Below are 15,077 nucleotides of genomic sequence, written 5' to 3'. Positions count from 1 at the left end.
CAGCAGAGACGGGTCCCGGTCAGAACGCGAACAGTGCCATGATCACGGTGGCGCAGACCAGGAGCGGGAGAGCCGTCGGGATCTGGGCCTTGATGGGGCCGTACTGGTCCTTCAGTTCGAGCAGGGTCGCCGGGACGATGTTGAAGTTGGCCGCCATCGGTGTGCACAGCGTCCCCGAGAAGCCGGCCAGCATGCCGAGCGCGAGGACGGCCGGCGGATCGCCGTGCAACTGCTCGACGAGGACGGGCCAGCCGATCGCCGCCGTCATCACCGGGAACGCGGCGAACGCGTTGCCCATGATCACGGTGAACAGGAACATCCCGACGCAGTACGCGATGACGGCGAGGTACCTGGAGTTGTCCGGCAGAACGTCGTGCATGATCCTGCCGACCTGGGTGCCGACCCCTGCCAGCGCGAAGACCGAGCCGAGCACGGCGAGCAGTTGGGGCAGCAGGAGGGCGGAGCCCATCGCCTCCAGCATGGAACGCCCGGCGTGGAGCGGCACGGACAGCTTCCGTTCGCCGGTGACCAGCATGCCGACGACGAGGGCGGTGACACAGCCGACGCCGAGCCCGAGGAGGGTGGCCCTGCCGGTCTCGAACAGGCCGGACGTGTCGAGCACGGAGGCGCAGACGATGGCGACGAGCGGGATCGTCAGCGCGGGGACGAAGAGCTTGCTGCCGAGCCGCGTCGCGGAGGCCTCGCGCTCCTCGGGGGTACTCGTGACCGGAACACCCTTGCCGAGGAAGTTGAATCCGGCCAGCACGATCAGGGCGAGGACGGCGACGCCGAGCGGTTCGGCGGGCAGGGTCCAGCCGCCGTTCTTCGCGGTGGCGTCGGCGACGCCGGTGCCGTAGGGAAAGGTGAGCCCGAGCAGGCCCCAGAAGGCGGCGGACGTCCAGCGCCTGGGGTTGCCGCGGTCGGCGGCCATCTGCACGGCCATGACGACGAAGACGAGCCCCACCAGCCAGTAGAGCCATTCGACCTTGATCACTTGTCGGTCCCCTTCGGCAGCGGCAGGTCGTGTTCGGCGGCGGCGAGCGCCATGTCCCGCTGCAGCTGGCGGTCCAGGAGCAGCAGCCGGGCGCCGTGGATCAGGAGGGCGCAGACGGCGAGCGGTATCGCCCACAGGGCCAGTTGGGTCGGCTCCAGGTTCCGGTGGTACGTCGAGTCGACGAAGCCGGTGATCAGGAGGATCGAGCCGATCGCGATGAAACAGTCCTCGCCGAAGAACACGCCCACGGTGTCGGCCGACGCGGCATAGGACCGCACCCTCTCCCGGAGGCGTTCGGGCAGCGGTGCGCCGGTCGAGCGCTCGGCGGCGGCCTCGGCCATGGGGGCGACGAGCGGCCGCACCGTCTGCGCGGGACCGCAGATGCTGGTGAGGCCGAACGCCGCGGTGACCTGACGGACCAGCAGATAGACGGTGAGGAACCGGCCGGCGCTGAGCGCGCCGAGCCGGCCGATGAGTCTGCGTGCCTGTTCCCGCAGGCCGTAGCGCTCCAGGAGGCCGATCACGGGCAGGGCGATGACGAAGACGGTGACCGAGCGGCTGTCGGCGAAGGACCGGCCGAGGGCCGCGAGGACCTCCGGCGGGTTCATCCCGCCGATCAGTCCGGTGAAGACACCGGCGACGCCCACCACGAGGACGGGGTTGCGGCGCGTGACGAATCCGAGGATCACCACGACCACGCCGAGGAGAACGATCATGCGATGGCCTTAGGCGTGAGCGGGCGGGACGCCCGGGCGGCGCGGATCCGGCGGGCCGGATCCGCGGGGGTTGCAGGGACCCTAGAGGATCGTTCAACGATCGAACAAGAGGTCGGCCGGAAAATCCGTCCCTTGTCGGATCGTTCAACAATCGATTAAGTTCGAAAGGTGATCGACCTCAACGCAGACCTCGGTGAGGGCTTCGGCCGCTGGACCCTCACCGACGACGACGCCCTGCTCTCCGTCGTGACCAGTGCCAATGTCGCCTGCGGCTTCCACGCGGGCGACCCCTCCGTGATGCGCCGCGTCTGCGACCTCGCCGCCGCGCGCGGGGTCCGCATCGGTGCGCAGGTCTCCTACCGCGACCTGGCCGGCTTCGGCCGCCGCGCCATGGACGTACCCGCCGACGAACTGGCCGCCGAGATCGCCTACCAGATCGGGGCGCTGCGGGTCTTCGCCCAGGCCGCCGGGGCCGAGGTCGCCTACGTCAAGCCGCACGGCGCGCTCTACAACCGCACCGTGCACGACGCCGGGCAGGCCGCGGCCGTGGTGTCCGGCGTGACCCTGGCCGGCGGAGCCCTGCCGGTGCTCGGCCTGCCCGGGTCGAGGCTGCTCGCCGCCGCCGAAGAGGCAGGCCTGACCGCCGTACCGGAGGCCTTCGCGGACCGTGCCTACACCCCGGCCGGCACCCTCCTGCCGCGCCGCGAGCCGGGCGCCGTGGTGACCGACGCGGACGCGGTGGTCCGGCGCGCCCGGGCGTTCGCGGTGGAGGGCGCGGTCGAGGCCGTGGACGGTACGACCGTCCCGGTGGCCGCCCGCTCCCTGTGCGTCCACGGCGACACACCGGGCGCCGCCCGGATCGCGGCGCGGGTCCGCGAGGCCCTCGTGGCGGCCGGGGTCGAGGTCGGGGCCTTCGCATGACACCGAGCCGGTTCGCGCAGGCGATACAGAGCCCGTCCGCCCAGGTGCGCCCCGCCGGGCGGCACGCACTGCTGGTCGAACTGCCGGACGCCGAACGCACCGCGGCCTTCCACGCGGAACTCCTGCGGCGGCGCGCCGCGGGCACCCTGCCCCCGGTCGAGGACATCGTGCCGGGCGCGCGGACCGTGCTCCTCGACGGCGTGGCCCGGCCGGAGGAACTGGCCCGCCGGATCGCCGGCTGGGACGTGCCCCCTCGCACCGCCGACGAAGGGGCAGCCGTCGAGATCCCTGTGCGGTACGACGGACCGGACCTGGCCCGGGTGGCCGCCCTGTGGGGCGTCCGCGCCGAGGAAGTCGCCGCCCGGCACTCCTCCTACCCCTACCGTGTCGCCTTCTGCGGCTTCGCCCCCGGCTTCGGCTACCTCACGGGTCTGCCCCCGGAACTGCACGTGCCGCGCCGTGACACACCCCGCACCCGGGTCCCGGCCGGCGCGCTCGCGCTCGCCGGTCCCTACAGCGCGGTCTACCCCCGCGCCACCCCCGGTGGCTGGCAGCTGATCGGCACCATGCCGGATCCGACACCCCTGTGGGACCTGGGCAAAGAGGAACCGGCCCTCCTCACACCGGGCACGCGCGTGCGGTTCGTGGCCGAGGGCGGCACACCATGACCGCCAAGCTCACGGTCGTACGTTCCGGCGCCCTCACCACGGTCCAGGACCGCGGCCGGCCCGGCCACGCCCACCTGGGCGTTCCCCGCTCCGGCGCCCTGGACGCCCCGGCCATGGCCCTGGCCAACCGGCTCCTCGGCAACCCCCCTGATGCCGCCGTCCTGGAGACCACCCTGACCGGCTGCGCCCTGCGCCCCGACCGCACCGTGACCGTTGTGGTCGGCGGTGCGTCCTGCCCTGTCACGGTGGACGGGCGGCCGGCGGCCTGGGGCGGGCCCGTACGGGTGCCCGCGGGCGCCGTCCTCGGGGTGGGCGGGGTGACGGCGGGCGTGCGCTCGTACGTGGCCGTCGCCGGCGGCATCGCCGTCGAACCGGTCCTCGGCAGCCGGTCGACGGACCTGCTCTCCGGGCTCGGCCCGGCGCCCCTGCGCGACGGCGACGTCCTCCCGCTGGGCCCGCCCGCCCCGCGACCGGCGCTGCCCGCGGCCGCCCCCTGGCCCGCGCCGCCCGCCGAACTGACCCTGCCGCTCCGCCCCGGACCCCGCACCGAGTGGTTCACTCCCGCCGCGCTGCGCACCCTCGCCTCGGCGACCTACCGCGTGTCGCAGCACAGCAACCGCATCGGCCTGCGCACCGAAGGGCCGTCCCTGGAGCGCGTCCGGACCGGCGAGCTGCCGAGCGAGGGCATGGTCCTCGGGGCCGTGCAGGTACCACCGGACGGGCGCCCGGTGGTGTTTCTGCACGACCACCCGACGACCGGCGGCTATCCGGTGATCGGCGTCGTCCCCGAGCCCGCGCTGGCGGCGGCGGCCCAGGCCGCGGCGGGCACGCCGATCCGCTTCACTCTGGGCTGACGCCTCGCCCGGCCCGCCTCCGGGAGCGGCGCCGCGAGGCCGGCCCGCCGGCGGCGTGCCGGGCCTTCGCCGGTGGGCGATTCTGGAGGGGTGGGTCGTGTCCCGGTCCGCCGGTTCGCGGCGGACCACGCCGGCTCGGGCCGACGGGCACTGCGCGTGACGCTGGTCGCGGCGGCCGGCTTCTACCTGTTCCGCTACGGCCTCGACCGCCCCGTCGCGGCCACCTACGCGCTGTTCGCCGCCGTGGCGGTCGGCGGGCTCGCCAAGATCCCGGGCACCGGGCGGCAGCGAGCGGCGACCGTGCTGCGCCTGCTGCCGGTGTGCTGGCTGCTGGTCGTCGTCGGCACCTACCTGTCGGTGCGGACCTGGAGCGCCGTCGCCGGCATGCTGGCGGTCGGCTTCGCGCTGGCCTTCGCCGCCGTGGGCGGCCCACGCCTGGCCGGGGCGGTGCCGGGCCTGCAACTCCTCTACATCCTCCCGTCCTTCCCGCCGTACGCTCCCGAGACGCTCGGCGAGCGCCTCATCGGTACGACGACCGGACTGGCCCTCTTCATCGCGGTGGAGGCACTGGTCTTTCCCGAGCCCGGCCCGCCGTCGTACCGGCGGCGGGCCGCCCACGCCGCGCGCACCGCCGCCCACGACGCGACCCTGCTCGCCACACCGCCGTACACCCTGACCGGCACCGGCATCCGGGCGGCCTGGGACACGAGCCGGTCGCTGCGGTCGCTGACGGTGCCGGAGGCGGAGCGGCCGGCCGGTCCCGGCGTACGCGACCGCGCCCTCGCCCACACCGGTCTCGCCACCCGCACCCTGCTCAGCCGCCTGGCCCAACTGCCCGCCGCGCCCGACGGACGACCGGGTCCCGAGGCGACCGCCGTGCTGCGCGCCGTGGCAGGGCTGGCCACGGCGACCGCGACCTGTCTGGAAGCCGGGCCGCCACCGGTCGCATCGTACGAGGACCTCGCCGCGGCCCGCGCACGCCTGTCGGCCGTGTCCGGCGGCCCGGCCGAGGATCCCGCGCCCGCGCCTGCTCCCGGCTTCCCGCCCGCCGTACTGCGCCGGCACGCCGCCGTGCTGGAGATCGCCGACGCCACGCTCGCCATGGCCGCGGCGGCCGATCTGGCGGTACACGGCCGACACGCCACGGTGGAGATCCCGCGGAGCCGCTTCTGGTACGCCAGGACCTGGGCACCGCTGCTGTGGTGGCACCGGCTGCGCGGCCATGCCGGGCGCCGGTCGGTGTTCTTCCAGAACGCGGCCCGGATCGCCCTGGCGCTGACCGCGGCCCGGCTGGTTGCGGGCGTGGACACGCTGCCCCACGGGTTCTGGGCCACGCTGGCGACGCTCACCCTCACCCGGACCACCATGGACGAGACCTGGCACACCATCCGTCTGGCGCTGGCGGGCACCCTGGCCGGAGCCCTGGTCACCGCCGGGGTACTGAGCCTTGCCGGTCCCCACACCGCCGTCTACGCCGTGGTGCTGCCTCTCTGGATGCTGTTCGCGTTCACGGTGGGACCGGTCAAGGGCGTCGGTTGGGCGCAGGGCCTGTTCACCGTGCTCGTGGCCCTGGTCTTCGCCCAGCTGTCGGTGCCGACCTGGCGGCTGGCGGAGGTCAGGATGCTGGACGTACTGGTGGGCAGTGCGATCGGTGCCGTGTTCGGGCTGCTGGCCTGGCCGCGCGGCGCCCATGACGAGCTGCGCCGGGCGGCCGCGGAACTCCTGCGCCGGGCGGCCGAGATCGTGGTGGCGACCGGCGCCTCGGTGGGAGCGGGCGGTGCGGTGCTCGCCGCACCCACCGGGCAGCCCGGTCACCGGTCCCTGCAGCGCGCCGTCGTCCTCGCCGAATCCGCCTACGCGCAGTTCCAGAGCGAGCCGACGCCCTTCGGCGGCGCGGCGCGCGGGGCCGCCCCGCGCACCGTGGACTGGCAGGCCACACTGATGGCCGGTCACCACACCCTGTGGGGTTCCGAACGGCTGCTGACACCGCCGCTTCCCGGACTGGGCCCCGCGGCGGCCGAATCCGTCGGCGCGCTCGGCGACCGGGTGGCCGGGCGGATGCTGCTGGTCTCGGCCGCCCTGGACCCCGGGGCGGACACCCCGGCCGGGCGGATCCCGCTGTTCGACCCCGCGCTCAAGGGGTCCGCGGCCGAACCGCCGGGCGCGCCGCGCCTGTACTACGCGACCGTGTCATGGCTGGAGTCCCTGATGACCGACCTGACCCGGATCGCCCGCGGCGGCACCGGACCACCCGGGCAGGGCCGCCGGGAACGGTGACCGCCCGGACCGGGAGCACCGGGTGGTGTGCCGGCGACCGACCTCACCGGGCAGGGCCGCCGCGGGCCCCGGCCCGCGTACCGGACGGGGCGATGACCCGCCGGAGCCAGCGGGTACGGGCGTCGCGGGCGTCCCGGCTGAGCGCGGCCCGCGGTGCGACGGTGTCGAAGCCGTGGAAGGCACCGGGCCAGACGTGCAGTTCGGCCTGGCCCCCGGCCCGCCAGATCGCCTGGGCGTAGGCCACGCCCTCGTCCCTCAGCGTCTCGGCCGAACCGACGTCGACATAGGCCGGCGGCAGCGCGGACAGATCCGTGGCACGGGCCGGAGCCGCGTACGGCGGCAGGTCCGCAGCGCCGTACCGGTCGCCCAGCAGCGCCTGCCACGCCGTCGTGCTGGAGACGCGGTCCCAGGTGTCGACACCGGCCAGCTGGTGGCTGGAGACGGTGTCGCCCCGGTCGTCGAGCATCGGGCACAGCAGCAGCTGCCCGGCCGGGGCGGGCCCGCCCCGGTCACGGGTGAGCAGCGCGAGCGCCGCCGCGAGTCCGCCGCCCGCGCTCTTGCCTCCGACGACGATGCGTCGGGCGTCGACGCCCAGTTCGGCCGCGTGCCCGGCCACCCAGACGAGCCCGGCGTAACAGTCCTCCACCGCCGCGGGATAGCGGGCCTTCGGCGCCAGCCGGTACTCGACGGAGACCACGGCCAGCTCCAGCGGGGCGGCCCAGTCGTCCAGGAGCCGCGGCAGCACCGACCAGGCGTTGCCCATGATCATCCCCCCGCCGTGCAGGTAGTACAGCAGCGGGAGCGGCCCGTCGGCCCCGGCGGGCCGGGCGCTCACCAGCGTGACCTCCGGGCTGCCCGGCGGCCCCGGCACCCGCAGCTCCGCCACCTCGAAGCGGCCGTCGGCCTGCAGATCCCGCACCGTCGGCCGGGGCCGGCCGGCCCGGTCCCGCTCCTGCCGCGCGGCGAGGTTCTCCGCGGTGAAGGGCTCCCTCGCCGCGTCGCCCAAATCCGCCAGCACCAGGGCCAGTTCGGGGTCGAGCGGGGGAGCGCCCCAGGTCACCGGGGCCGGGCCGCGCTGCGAGGGAACATCATCCGCAAGGTCCATGCGGCCCAGTCAATCACCCGCCCGGCCGGCCCCGTCGGGCCGCGGTGGCCGCCTCCGCCGGCCTTGGCCCGAGGCCGCCGGTCCTGGTAGGCATGGCCTGTGCGATTCGAGAGTGTGCCCATGCCGGCGGGGGTCGAGGCCCGGCCCCGTGACACCCGTGGATATCCCGTGCCGGCGATCACGCCCTGGGAAGGGGACCAGCCCCAGTTCGCGCTGACCGACTACGAGCGCAGCGCCGAGTGCGCGAGGAAGCGCCTGTGCTCGGTGTGCAACCAGCCCCTGCCGCAGGGACCGGTGTGGCGTGTGGTGGGGGCCGCGGAGAGCGCGGCGATCGGGGAGGCGCTGGCCGCCGACCGGCCCTACCGCAACATCGCCCCGACCCTCGAAGGACCGGGGCACCGCGCCTGCATGCTGTACGCCTCGATGGTGTGCCCGTATCTGGCCCGGCCCAACGCCCGGCGCGGCATTTCGGCGGCGGAGCCGGACGACCTGACCTCCCATGTGGTGCGGGGCGCCGTCCGGGGCGCCATGGGTGCCGTGGTGGGATTCGCCGAGTACGAGTACGCCGTCACCGGCAGCCGGGTGCTCTTCCGGTTCCTCGACGTCGTCGAGTTCCTGCCGCACGACACGGCCGACGCGCACCTGGACGAACTGCGGGCCGAGCTGGCCCGGACGGCGAAGTGACCCGCACTCCGCGCTCCGGACCCGCCCGGCCCGTGCCGTCGTACGACCTCAGGGACGGTATGCCGCCAGGCCGACGGTCGAGGTGACCTTGGTCGGGTGGCCCGTGCCGTCGGCCGGCAGCGTCACCGTGCCGGACGAGGTACGCACCGCGAGGGTCTTGCCGTCGGGGGACCAGGCCGGCTCGGTGTAGTCGGTGGTGGCGTGCGGGGTGAGGTCCTTGATGTGGTCGCCGTGCGCGAGGTCCTCGACGAGCACGTGGTCGTGGCCGGCGACCGAGCGCACGAAGACGACCTCCTCGTTGTCCGGGGAAAGCGCCGGCTCGGACCCCTTGGTCAGCTTGCCGCCCTGCTGGCGCGTGTAGTCGTCGCGGATGTAGACGGCGCCCGTGTCGGTGTTGGCGTAGACCGAAGTGCCATAGTGCCCGGCCGCGTTGGGCCAGACGTTGCCCGTCTGCGGCAGCGCACCCCCCGGGCCCGGGTCGCCGTACAGGGACAGTGTCTTGGGCGTGCCGTGGACGGACTTGGCGGAGATGTACTTCAGCCGGGACACCCCCTTGTCGCGGGCGGCGAAGATGAGGTTGTCCCGGGCGGGCAGGCCGATCTGGGTGTCCTTCGGCGTCACCTGCCAGGTGGGGTGGGACCAGTTCTGGTTGCCCGGGTTCTTGGCGACGACGACACGCCCGCTGCCGTCGGGACCCGCGACGTCCAGGTTCCCGGAGCCGTCGATGAAGGCGGCCCTGGCACCGTCGGGCGACCAGGCGAGGTCCCGGACGGGCACCCCGAAGTCGACCCGGTGGCCGTTGATCAGCACGTATCTGGTGCCGTTGCTGACGGTGAGAGTGGCATGCGAGGCGGTGCCGGCGGCCGAGGCGGTGCCGGCGGCGCCGAGCAGGGCCGTGCCGGTGACGGCCGCGGCCACACCGATGGCGGCCACGATGGTGCGGGTACGCGTGATCATGACGTATTCCCCCAGGAACATCGACAGGTCAGGTCAACGTCAGAGCCGCTCCGCCGTCGCCCAGGTCGCTGAAGGCCACGCGACCGCCTGCCGCTCTGTTCGAGACCGAGCCTGACAGGCTCCGATCCTCGAACCGTCCCTTCACGGTCACAGGGGCGTAACACCGTCGAGGAGCTGTCATGAAGTACGTCCTGTTCATCCGCACCCGCACTCAGCCGTTGTCGTCAGCGGCTGTTGTCACCGGCTGTTGTCACCGGCTGTACTCGCCCGCGTCGAGGCCGCGGTCGACGCCGTGCGGGACGACCTGTTGTCCGGGCTCGGGACGCAGGCGCTCGCCGTCGAGGAAGACCTCGGCCTTGTCCGGTTCGAAGGAGACCAGGTCGTCGATCCGGTCGACTTCCCGGTAGGCGTCGCGGTACGACCAGGCCGCGCGCCGGGCGTCGCCGAAGTCGTAGTAGTCGCACAGCCCCTTGTACGGGCAGAACGTCCGGCCGTCGACGGGGCGCAAAGTGCTCTCGTCGATGTCGGCGCGCGGGACGTACCAACGCGGGGCGAATCCGGACTCGTGGAGCACCAGCGGACGCCCGGAGCGCGCGATCGCGGTGTCGCCGAGCCGGACTTCGAGCAGGCGGGAGGTGGTGCGGATGTCGATGCGGTGGTACGGGTCCGCGGCGTGTCCGAGGATGCGTTCGTCCTCCTCGTAGAAGGCGTCCATGGCCCGCCAGGCGAAGGCGATACGGCCCATGAGGCCGGCGCCGTGCACTCCCAGGCGGTGCGTTCGGCGGCGCGGTCGCCGGTCCGTACTGCGTACCAGGCCGTCCTGCCGAGATCCCGGTGCCGGGTGACCTTGTCGCTCGCGACCAGGACCTGCTCGTCGAGGTCCGCGCGCGGGAAGTAGGCGACCGGGTAGCGGCCCGGCTCGTGCAGGAGGACGGCGTTCTCGCTGTCGGCGATCCAGGCGTCGTCGAACCGCACCCGCATACGACGGCGCAGCCGCTCGGCGAACAGGAGTCGCTCGGGCAGCGGGTCGGGGGTGAGGAAGCGTTCGACGGCGCCGGTGGACAGGGGGCCTTGCTGCCACGACAGTCCCATGGCGGGTCCTTTCCTGGTTCGGGGGCGGGCACGGTGCCTCAGGCGAGCACGCGGGCGAGGAAGCCGCGAATGTGCTCGGTGATGGCCTCCAGATGGCTCTCCAGGGCGAAGTGCCCGGAGTCGAGCAGATGGATCTCGGCGTCGGGCAGATCCTGGCTGAACGCCTTGGCGCCCTCGGGGCCGAAGATGGCGTCGTTCGCTCCCCAGACCGCCAGCAGCGGGACCCGGGAGTCGCGGAAGTACTGGTGCACCCGCGGGTAGAGGCCGACGTTGGTGGGGTAGTCGCGGAAGAGTCTCAGCTGGATCTCGTCGTTTCCGGGGCGGTCCAGCAGGGCCTGGTCGTGCACCCAGTTGTCGGGGCTGACCAGGCTGGGGTCGGCGACCCCGTGCACGTACTGCCAGCGGGTGGTTTCGAGGGTCAGGGCCCCGCGCATGGCGGCCTCGGTGTCCGGTCCCGGCGCCTCGGCGTAGGCGAAGACGCCGTCCCAGAAGGGCGTGGCGAAGCCCTCTTCGTAGGCGTTGCCGTTCTGGGTGATGATCGCGGTGACGCGGTCCGGGTGGCGCAGGGCGAGCCGCCAGCCGATGGGGGCGCCGTAGTCCTGGACGTACATCGCGAAACGGTCGACGCCCAGGTGCTGGAGCAGCCCGGAGGTGACCTCGGCGAGGGCGTCGAAGGTGTACGGGAAGTCCTGCGGGGCGGGCATGGCGGACTGGCCGAACCCGATGTGGTCGGGGGCGATCACGTGGTAGCGGTCGGCGAGTGCCGGGATCAGCCGGCGGAACATGTGCGAGCTGGTCGGGAAGCCGTGCAGGAGGAGCACGGTGGGTGCGTTCCGGTCGCCCGCCTCCCGGTAGAAGACCTCAAGACCGTTGACGGTGGCGGTGCGGTGGTGGGTTGCGGAGATCATCGCGTCTAACCCCTCTATTTGATTTCAGTGGTTGCAACTCCAGTCGAGCACGCCTGATGTAACCTGTCAAGGCGGCTTTGAGGGTTAGAGGAGTCGTAGGTATGCGCCTGGGTGAACCGGCCATCCCCGCCCCTGCGGGTCAGCCGGAGCGTGCGCGAGACGGCCTCCGTCTCGTCGATCCAGGTCCGACGGCGGTCGCCTCGTCCGGGGGCGCCCGGCCGCCTCATCGCTCGCGGCGCTCGGCCTCCCTGTCGACGCCCCCGGCCGCCGAGGTCGTCCTCGACCGGTAAGGGCGGGGTCGCCCCGCAGGGCCCCGGCTATCCGCCGGGAGGGTCCGGACCGGACACCGACGTCAGGTCGATGGCGCGGTCGACGTTCTGCGGCTGGAGGACGCGCAGGGCGACCTGCCGGTACTCCTGTCTGTGCGCCGTGGACAGGAACTGCCGGTCCCCGGTGCGCCGGTACATCATGGTGAATCCGTAGATGCCCCATGCCTGCCCCCCTCGACCAGCAGGAGGGCGGGCTGTAGCCCTGGACCGTGTTCGGGCCGACCGGCGCTCCGGGCGCCGGGGCGAAGTCGAAGACATGCGGCGTCGAACCGTCCGGGCGGGGAAAGACCCGTTGCTTCGTCCTTGCTGTGGGGATACGCCATCCGCAGCGTCCCCGGCCGGAACCCTCCCACCCGGTCGCCGTTCTGGGAGAAGACCCGCTTTTCGAACTTCGTGCCGACGGGGACGCATGGGCGGCCTCCAAGGGGGCGGCGCGGCGGGGATGTTGGGTGGTGGGGACGCTGGGCGAGTCTGGCGCGGGAGCGGTCTCTCCGTACACCCATATGGGCGAAGTTCATCTACGTGAATGGCCGATTTGCTGACATCGAGTCAAATCCCTTGTGGGATACCGGTGTTGATGGGGGCTGTCGGCTATCGGCGCGGCGGATGCCTGTTGTCTTCCGTTCCATGAGCGTTCAACTGGCTATTGCTGTGAGTGTCGTGTGCCGTCCCTAGCCTCCTTGAGGCTTTCGAAAGAAGGGGCTCATGGACTCACTCCTCGCGATCCGGGCACGCGGGATCACCAAGTGCTTCGGTGATGTCGTCGCACTCGACGGCATCGATCTGGATGTGGCGCAGGGACAGATCCACGGCCTGGTCGGACCGAACGGAGCCGGCAAGACGACCCTCCTCGGACTCATGCTCGGCCTGGCCGTGGCCGACGGCGGCCGGCTGGAGATCCTCGGCGCACCGGTGGGCCGGACCTTCGCCGCCCCCGACGGAGTCGCCGGGTTCGTGGACGGGCCGGGGCTCTACCCCTCGCTCACCGCCAGGCAGAATCTCGCCGCCCTGGCCGCACTGCGCGGTGAGGACGCGCGCACGGCAGGGGTCGACGACGCGCTCGAACAGGTCGGGCTCGGCGACGTGGCCGACGACCGCGCCCGCGGCTTCTCCCTCGGCATGCGCCAACGGCTCGGACTCGCCGCGGCCCTGCTCACCAAGCCCCGGCTGCTCGTGCTCGACGAGCCGTCCAACGGCCTCGACCCGGCCGGCAAGAAACATGTGCACGGGGTCCTCACCCGGCTCGCGGCGGAGGGTACCGGTGTCGTGCTGTCGAGCCATCGCATGGACGACCTCGAAGCGCTGTGTTCCGAGGTGACCATCCTCGCCACCGGGCGGGTCGTCTTCTCCGGCCCTCTGGGCAAGCTGGCCGCCGAGAACCGTGAACTCGACTACCGGCTGGCCACCTCCGATCCGCGGACCGCCCGGCAGTTGGCCGCAGAGGCGTCCGGGGTCCGCCTGGTCGACGACGCGGGCGGCCGCCAGGACGCCGGGGTGCTCGTCGTACGGGCGCTCGTGCCCGCCCTGGACGAACTCGTGGTGCGGCTGGTGCGGTCGGGCATCGCGCTGCGTGAACTCGCCCCTGTGGTGTCCCCCCTCGAAGCCGCGTTCCTGGCCCTCACCGAGCAACAGGGGTCCGGTGGTGGGGCGCAGGGCGTCTTGGCCGGGGAGCAGCCGGCCCGTGCCCGTGCGGCGCAGCAGGACGCGGTGGCCGAGGAGCGGCTGGGCGGTGCCGAGGGGGCTCCGGCCCGTACCCGGCGGCAGGCCTCCGGTGCCCCGCAGCAGAACCTCGGTGCCGAGCAGCAACACATCCGCGCCGAATCGCAGTCGGCCCGCGCCGAATCGCAGCTGGCCCGTACCGAAGAGCAGCTGGCCCGTGCCGAGGAGCAGTCGGCCCGCGGCGAAGTGTTGTCGGCCCGTGCCGAGCAGCAGGACCCCGGTGCCCAGCCGAGGGACCCCGGGACCGAGCCTCAGGACCCCGGGGCCGGGCCTCAGGACCCCGGGGCCGGGCCTCAGGACCCCGGGGCCGGGCCTCAGGGCCCCGGGGCCGGGCCTCAGGGTCCCGGGGCCGAGCGGCAACACGCCCGCGTCGAAGGGCAGTTGCCGTTGCCCCGTGTCGAGAATCAGGACTGCTCCGCCCCGGCGCAGGAGAGCACCGCTCAGCAGCAGGAGGCCGGCCGATGACCGCAGCCCCGTCCGCCACCGTCGTCGCCCCCACCCCTGGCCCCGCTTCGGCCCCCCGCGCCGCGCGTGTCTCGGTTGCCCGGGGCTACCGCTTCGAACTGGTCAAGCTCGTCTCGCAATGGCGGATCCGCCTGCTGGTCCTCGCCTGCTGGATCGCGCCGGGCCTGTTCGTCGCCGGGGTGAGCCAGCAGAGCACCCTGCCCGCCGACACCCTCTTCGGGCGGTGGATGCCCGCCACGGGCTGGGCCGGACCACTGGTGATCCTCGGCTTCTCGGGTACCTGGGCGCTCCCGCTGCTGACCTCCGTGGTCGCCGGTGATGTGTTCGCCTCCGAGGACCGGCTCGGCACCTGGCGCCATCTGCTCGTGGCGATCCGCTCGCCCCGCCGGATCTTCGCGGCGAAGGCGCTGGCGAGTCTCACCGTGATTCTGCTGCTCGTGGTCGGGCTGGCCGCGTCGAGCACGGCCGGCGGGCTCGTGGCGATCGGCAACCAGCCGCTGGTCGGCCTCGACGGCCATCTGCTCACTCCGGGGGACGCCGCCGGCAGGGTCCTCCTCGCCTGGCTCTGTGTCCTCGCCCCGACCCTCGCCCTCGCGGGGGTCGGCCTCCTCGGATCGGTCGTGCTGGGCCGCTCGCCCATGGGGCTGCTGCTGCCGGCGGTCGTCGCGCTCGCGATGCAGCTCGCCCAGATGCTGCCGCTGCCCGTGGCCGTACGACTCGCCCTGCCCAGCTGGGCGTTCATCGCCTGGAACGGCCTGTTCACCGGACCGGCCCAGCTCGGTCCGCTCGTCATCGGGATCGTGGTCAGCCTGGTGTGGGCCGTGACGGCGACGCTGATCGCCTATCTGCTCTTCCTGCGGCGCGACTTCACCGACCTGTCCGACGACGGATCGGCGCGTCGCGCGGTCACCGCCGGGCTCTTTCCGCTCGCCGGTCTCGTCGCCGTCACGGTCGCGGTCGTCGCCGTGACGACCGGCGCGACCACCGGATCCGGGATCCAGCAGGACAAGGTGCAGCGCTCCCTCGCCGAGGACTTCGCCCATCTCTACCGCATGCAGACCGCGCAGTTGCACCGCCCCGCCGTGACCGAGGCACAGCTGAGGTCCTCGGCGGCCTGCACCAAGGGCGATGTCAGGGAGGACGCCGAGGGCGCGGGCAACGACTGGCGCTGCGTCGTCTCCTGGCATCTGCCCGGTACCCAGGCCACGGGGCAGGCCGTCTACCAGCTCGACATCACCGCAGACGGGCGGTTCGTGGCCGACGGCGACGGACCGAAGGAAGTGAACGGCTACTTCCTGGTACGGACTTCGACCGGAGACGCACCGAACCCGCTCTGGCAGTTCGACGGCAATGTCGACCTGCTTCCCGCCACCGCGAAGGGATGACTC

Annotated in this window: 13 protein-coding genes and 2 pseudogenes; 7 read left to right on the top strand and 8 right to left on the bottom strand. The window is 73.2% G+C overall.

Annotated elements, in window-relative coordinates:
• Nucleotides 1–19: 19 nt before the first annotated feature.
• Both IE277_RS19435 and IE277_RS19430 read right to left on the bottom strand, forming a co-directional pair.
• Nucleotides 20–994 (bottom strand): DUF979 domain-containing protein, encoded by a 975-nt coding sequence (locus tag IE277_RS19435; protein ID WP_189954102.1) that lies wholly within the window; start codon nt 992–994, stop codon nt 20–22.
• Nucleotides 991–1,710, bottom strand: a complete 720-nt coding sequence (locus tag IE277_RS19430) for a DUF969 domain-containing protein (protein WP_189954101.1) — start codon at nt 1,708–1,710, stop codon at nt 991–993. The genes IE277_RS19435 and IE277_RS19430 overlap by 4 nt, the downstream gene beginning before the upstream one ends.
• A gap of 168 nt (nt 1,711–1,878) precedes the next feature.
• Between IE277_RS19430 and IE277_RS19425 the strand changes: the two genes are divergently transcribed.
• The 4 genes from IE277_RS19425 (at nt 1,879) to IE277_RS19410 (ending at nt 6,430) form a co-directional block, all read left to right on the top strand.
• A complete protein-coding gene (locus tag IE277_RS19425; RefSeq protein ID WP_189954099.1) occupies nt 1,879–2,631 on the top strand; it encodes a LamB/YcsF family protein in 753 nt (250 codons plus the stop codon).
• Nucleotides 2,628–3,299 (top strand): 5-oxoprolinase subunit B family protein, encoded by a 672-nt coding sequence (locus IE277_RS19420; RefSeq protein WP_189954097.1) that lies wholly within the window; start codon nt 2,628–2,630, stop codon nt 3,297–3,299. The genes IE277_RS19425 and IE277_RS19420 overlap by 4 nt, the downstream gene beginning before the upstream one ends.
• Nucleotides 3,296–4,153, top strand: a complete 858-nt coding sequence (locus tag IE277_RS19415; RefSeq protein WP_189954095.1) for a 5-oxoprolinase subunit C family protein — start codon at nt 3,296–3,298, stop codon at nt 4,151–4,153. The genes IE277_RS19420 and IE277_RS19415 overlap by 4 nt, the downstream gene beginning before the upstream one ends.
• Nucleotides 4,154–4,243: 90 nt before the next feature.
• The gene (locus IE277_RS19410) at nt 4,244–6,430 is read left to right on the top strand and encodes an FUSC family protein (protein ID WP_189954092.1); all 2,187 of its coding nucleotides are present in this window, start codon (nt 4,244–4,246) and stop codon (nt 6,428–6,430) included.
• Between the two features lie 43 nt (nt 6,431–6,473).
• Here IE277_RS19410 and IE277_RS19405 read toward each other — a convergent pair whose 3' ends face one another.
• Complete coding sequence (locus IE277_RS19405) at nt 6,474–7,535, bottom strand: alpha/beta hydrolase (RefSeq protein ID WP_189954090.1); 1,062 nt, start codon at nt 7,533–7,535, stop codon at nt 6,474–6,476.
• A gap of 120 nt (nt 7,536–7,655) precedes the next feature.
• Here IE277_RS19405 and IE277_RS19400 point away from each other — a divergent pair, with 120 nt between their 5' ends.
• On the top strand, nt 7,656–8,219 hold the full coding sequence (locus tag IE277_RS19400; RefSeq protein WP_189954088.1) for a hypothetical protein: 564 nt from the start codon (nt 7,656–7,658) through the stop codon (nt 8,217–8,219).
• Between the two features lie 48 nt (nt 8,220–8,267).
• Here the strand turns inward: IE277_RS19400 and IE277_RS19395 are convergent, their stop codons facing one another.
• The 5 genes and pseudogenes from IE277_RS19395 to IE277_RS47255 form a co-directional block, all read right to left on the bottom strand.
• A complete protein-coding gene (locus IE277_RS19395; RefSeq protein ID WP_189954086.1) occupies nt 8,268–9,176 on the bottom strand; it encodes a TolB family protein in 909 nt (302 codons plus the stop codon).
• 250 nt (nt 9,177–9,426) lie between these two features.
• Nucleotides 9,427–9,939 carry a DUF427 domain-containing protein gene (locus IE277_RS47265; RefSeq protein ID WP_229881789.1) on the bottom strand — a complete coding sequence of 171 codons (513 nt, stop codon included), beginning with the start codon at nt 9,937–9,939 and terminating at the stop codon, nt 9,427–9,429.
• Between the two features lie 44 nt (nt 9,940–9,983).
• A pseudogene (locus IE277_RS47260) lies at nt 9,984–10,157 on the bottom strand (DUF427 domain-containing protein); the annotation flags it as partial.
• Nucleotides 10,158–10,306: 149 nt separating this feature from the next.
• Entirely contained in the window at nt 10,307–11,176 is an 870-nt protein-coding gene (locus IE277_RS19385; protein WP_189954085.1) for an alpha/beta fold hydrolase, read from the bottom strand.
• 317 nt (nt 11,177–11,493) lie between these two features.
• Nucleotides 11,494–11,646 carry a hypothetical protein gene (locus IE277_RS47255; RefSeq protein ID WP_229881787.1) on the bottom strand — a complete coding sequence of 51 codons (153 nt, stop codon included), beginning with the start codon at nt 11,644–11,646 and terminating at the stop codon, nt 11,494–11,496.
• A gap of 564 nt (nt 11,647–12,210) precedes the next feature.
• On the opposite strand from IE277_RS47255, the pseudogene IE277_RS19375 reads away from it, so the two are divergent.
• Nucleotides 12,211–13,137: pseudogene (locus IE277_RS19375) on the top strand (ABC transporter ATP-binding protein); the annotation flags it as partial.
• Nucleotides 13,138–13,685: 548 nt separating this feature from the next.
• Nucleotides 13,686–15,074, top strand: a complete 1,389-nt coding sequence (locus IE277_RS19370; protein ID WP_189954083.1) for an ABC-2 transporter permease family protein — start codon at nt 13,686–13,688, stop codon at nt 15,072–15,074.
• Nucleotides 15,075–15,077: the final 3 nt, after the last annotated feature.

Origin of the sequence: Streptomyces alanosinicus (assembly GCF_014650595.1) — a bacterium.
Taxonomy (GTDB): domain Bacteria; phylum Actinomycetota; class Actinomycetes; order Streptomycetales; family Streptomycetaceae; genus Streptomyces; species Streptomyces alanosinicus.
This window is presented reverse-complemented; position numbering and strand designations above follow the sequence as displayed.

Bases quoted from the DNA above. Each gene is read 5' to 3' on its own strand.
- IE277_RS19430 (WP_189954101.1), bottom strand. From the start codon at position 1,710: ATGATCGTTCTCCTCGGCGTGGTCGTGGTGATCCTCGGATTCGTCACG.
- IE277_RS19420 (WP_189954097.1), top strand. From the start codon at position 2,628: ATGACACCGAGCCGGTTCGCGCAGGCGATACAGAGCCCGTCCGCCCAG.
- IE277_RS19415 (WP_189954095.1), top strand. From the start codon at position 3,296: ATGACCGCCAAGCTCACGGTCGTACGTTCCGGCGCCCTCACCACGGTC.
- IE277_RS19405 (WP_189954090.1), bottom strand. From the start codon at position 7,535: ATGGACCTTGCGGATGATGTTCCCTCGCAGCGCGGCCCGGCCCCGGTG.
- IE277_RS19400 (WP_189954088.1), top strand. From the start codon at position 7,656: ATGCCGGCGGGGGTCGAGGCCCGGCCCCGTGACACCCGTGGATATCCC.
- IE277_RS19395 (WP_189954086.1), bottom strand. From the start codon at position 9,176: ATGATCACGCGTACCCGCACCATCGTGGCCGCCATCGGTGTGGCCGCG.
- IE277_RS19385 (WP_189954085.1), bottom strand. From the start codon at position 11,176: ATGATCTCCGCAACCCACCACCGCACCGCCACCGTCAACGGTCTTGAG.
- IE277_RS47255 (WP_229881787.1), bottom strand. From the start codon at position 11,646: ATGATGTACCGGCGCACCGGGGACCGGCAGTTCCTGTCCACGGCGCAC.
- IE277_RS19370 (WP_189954083.1), top strand. From the start codon at position 13,686: ATGACCGCAGCCCCGTCCGCCACCGTCGTCGCCCCCACCCCTGGCCCC.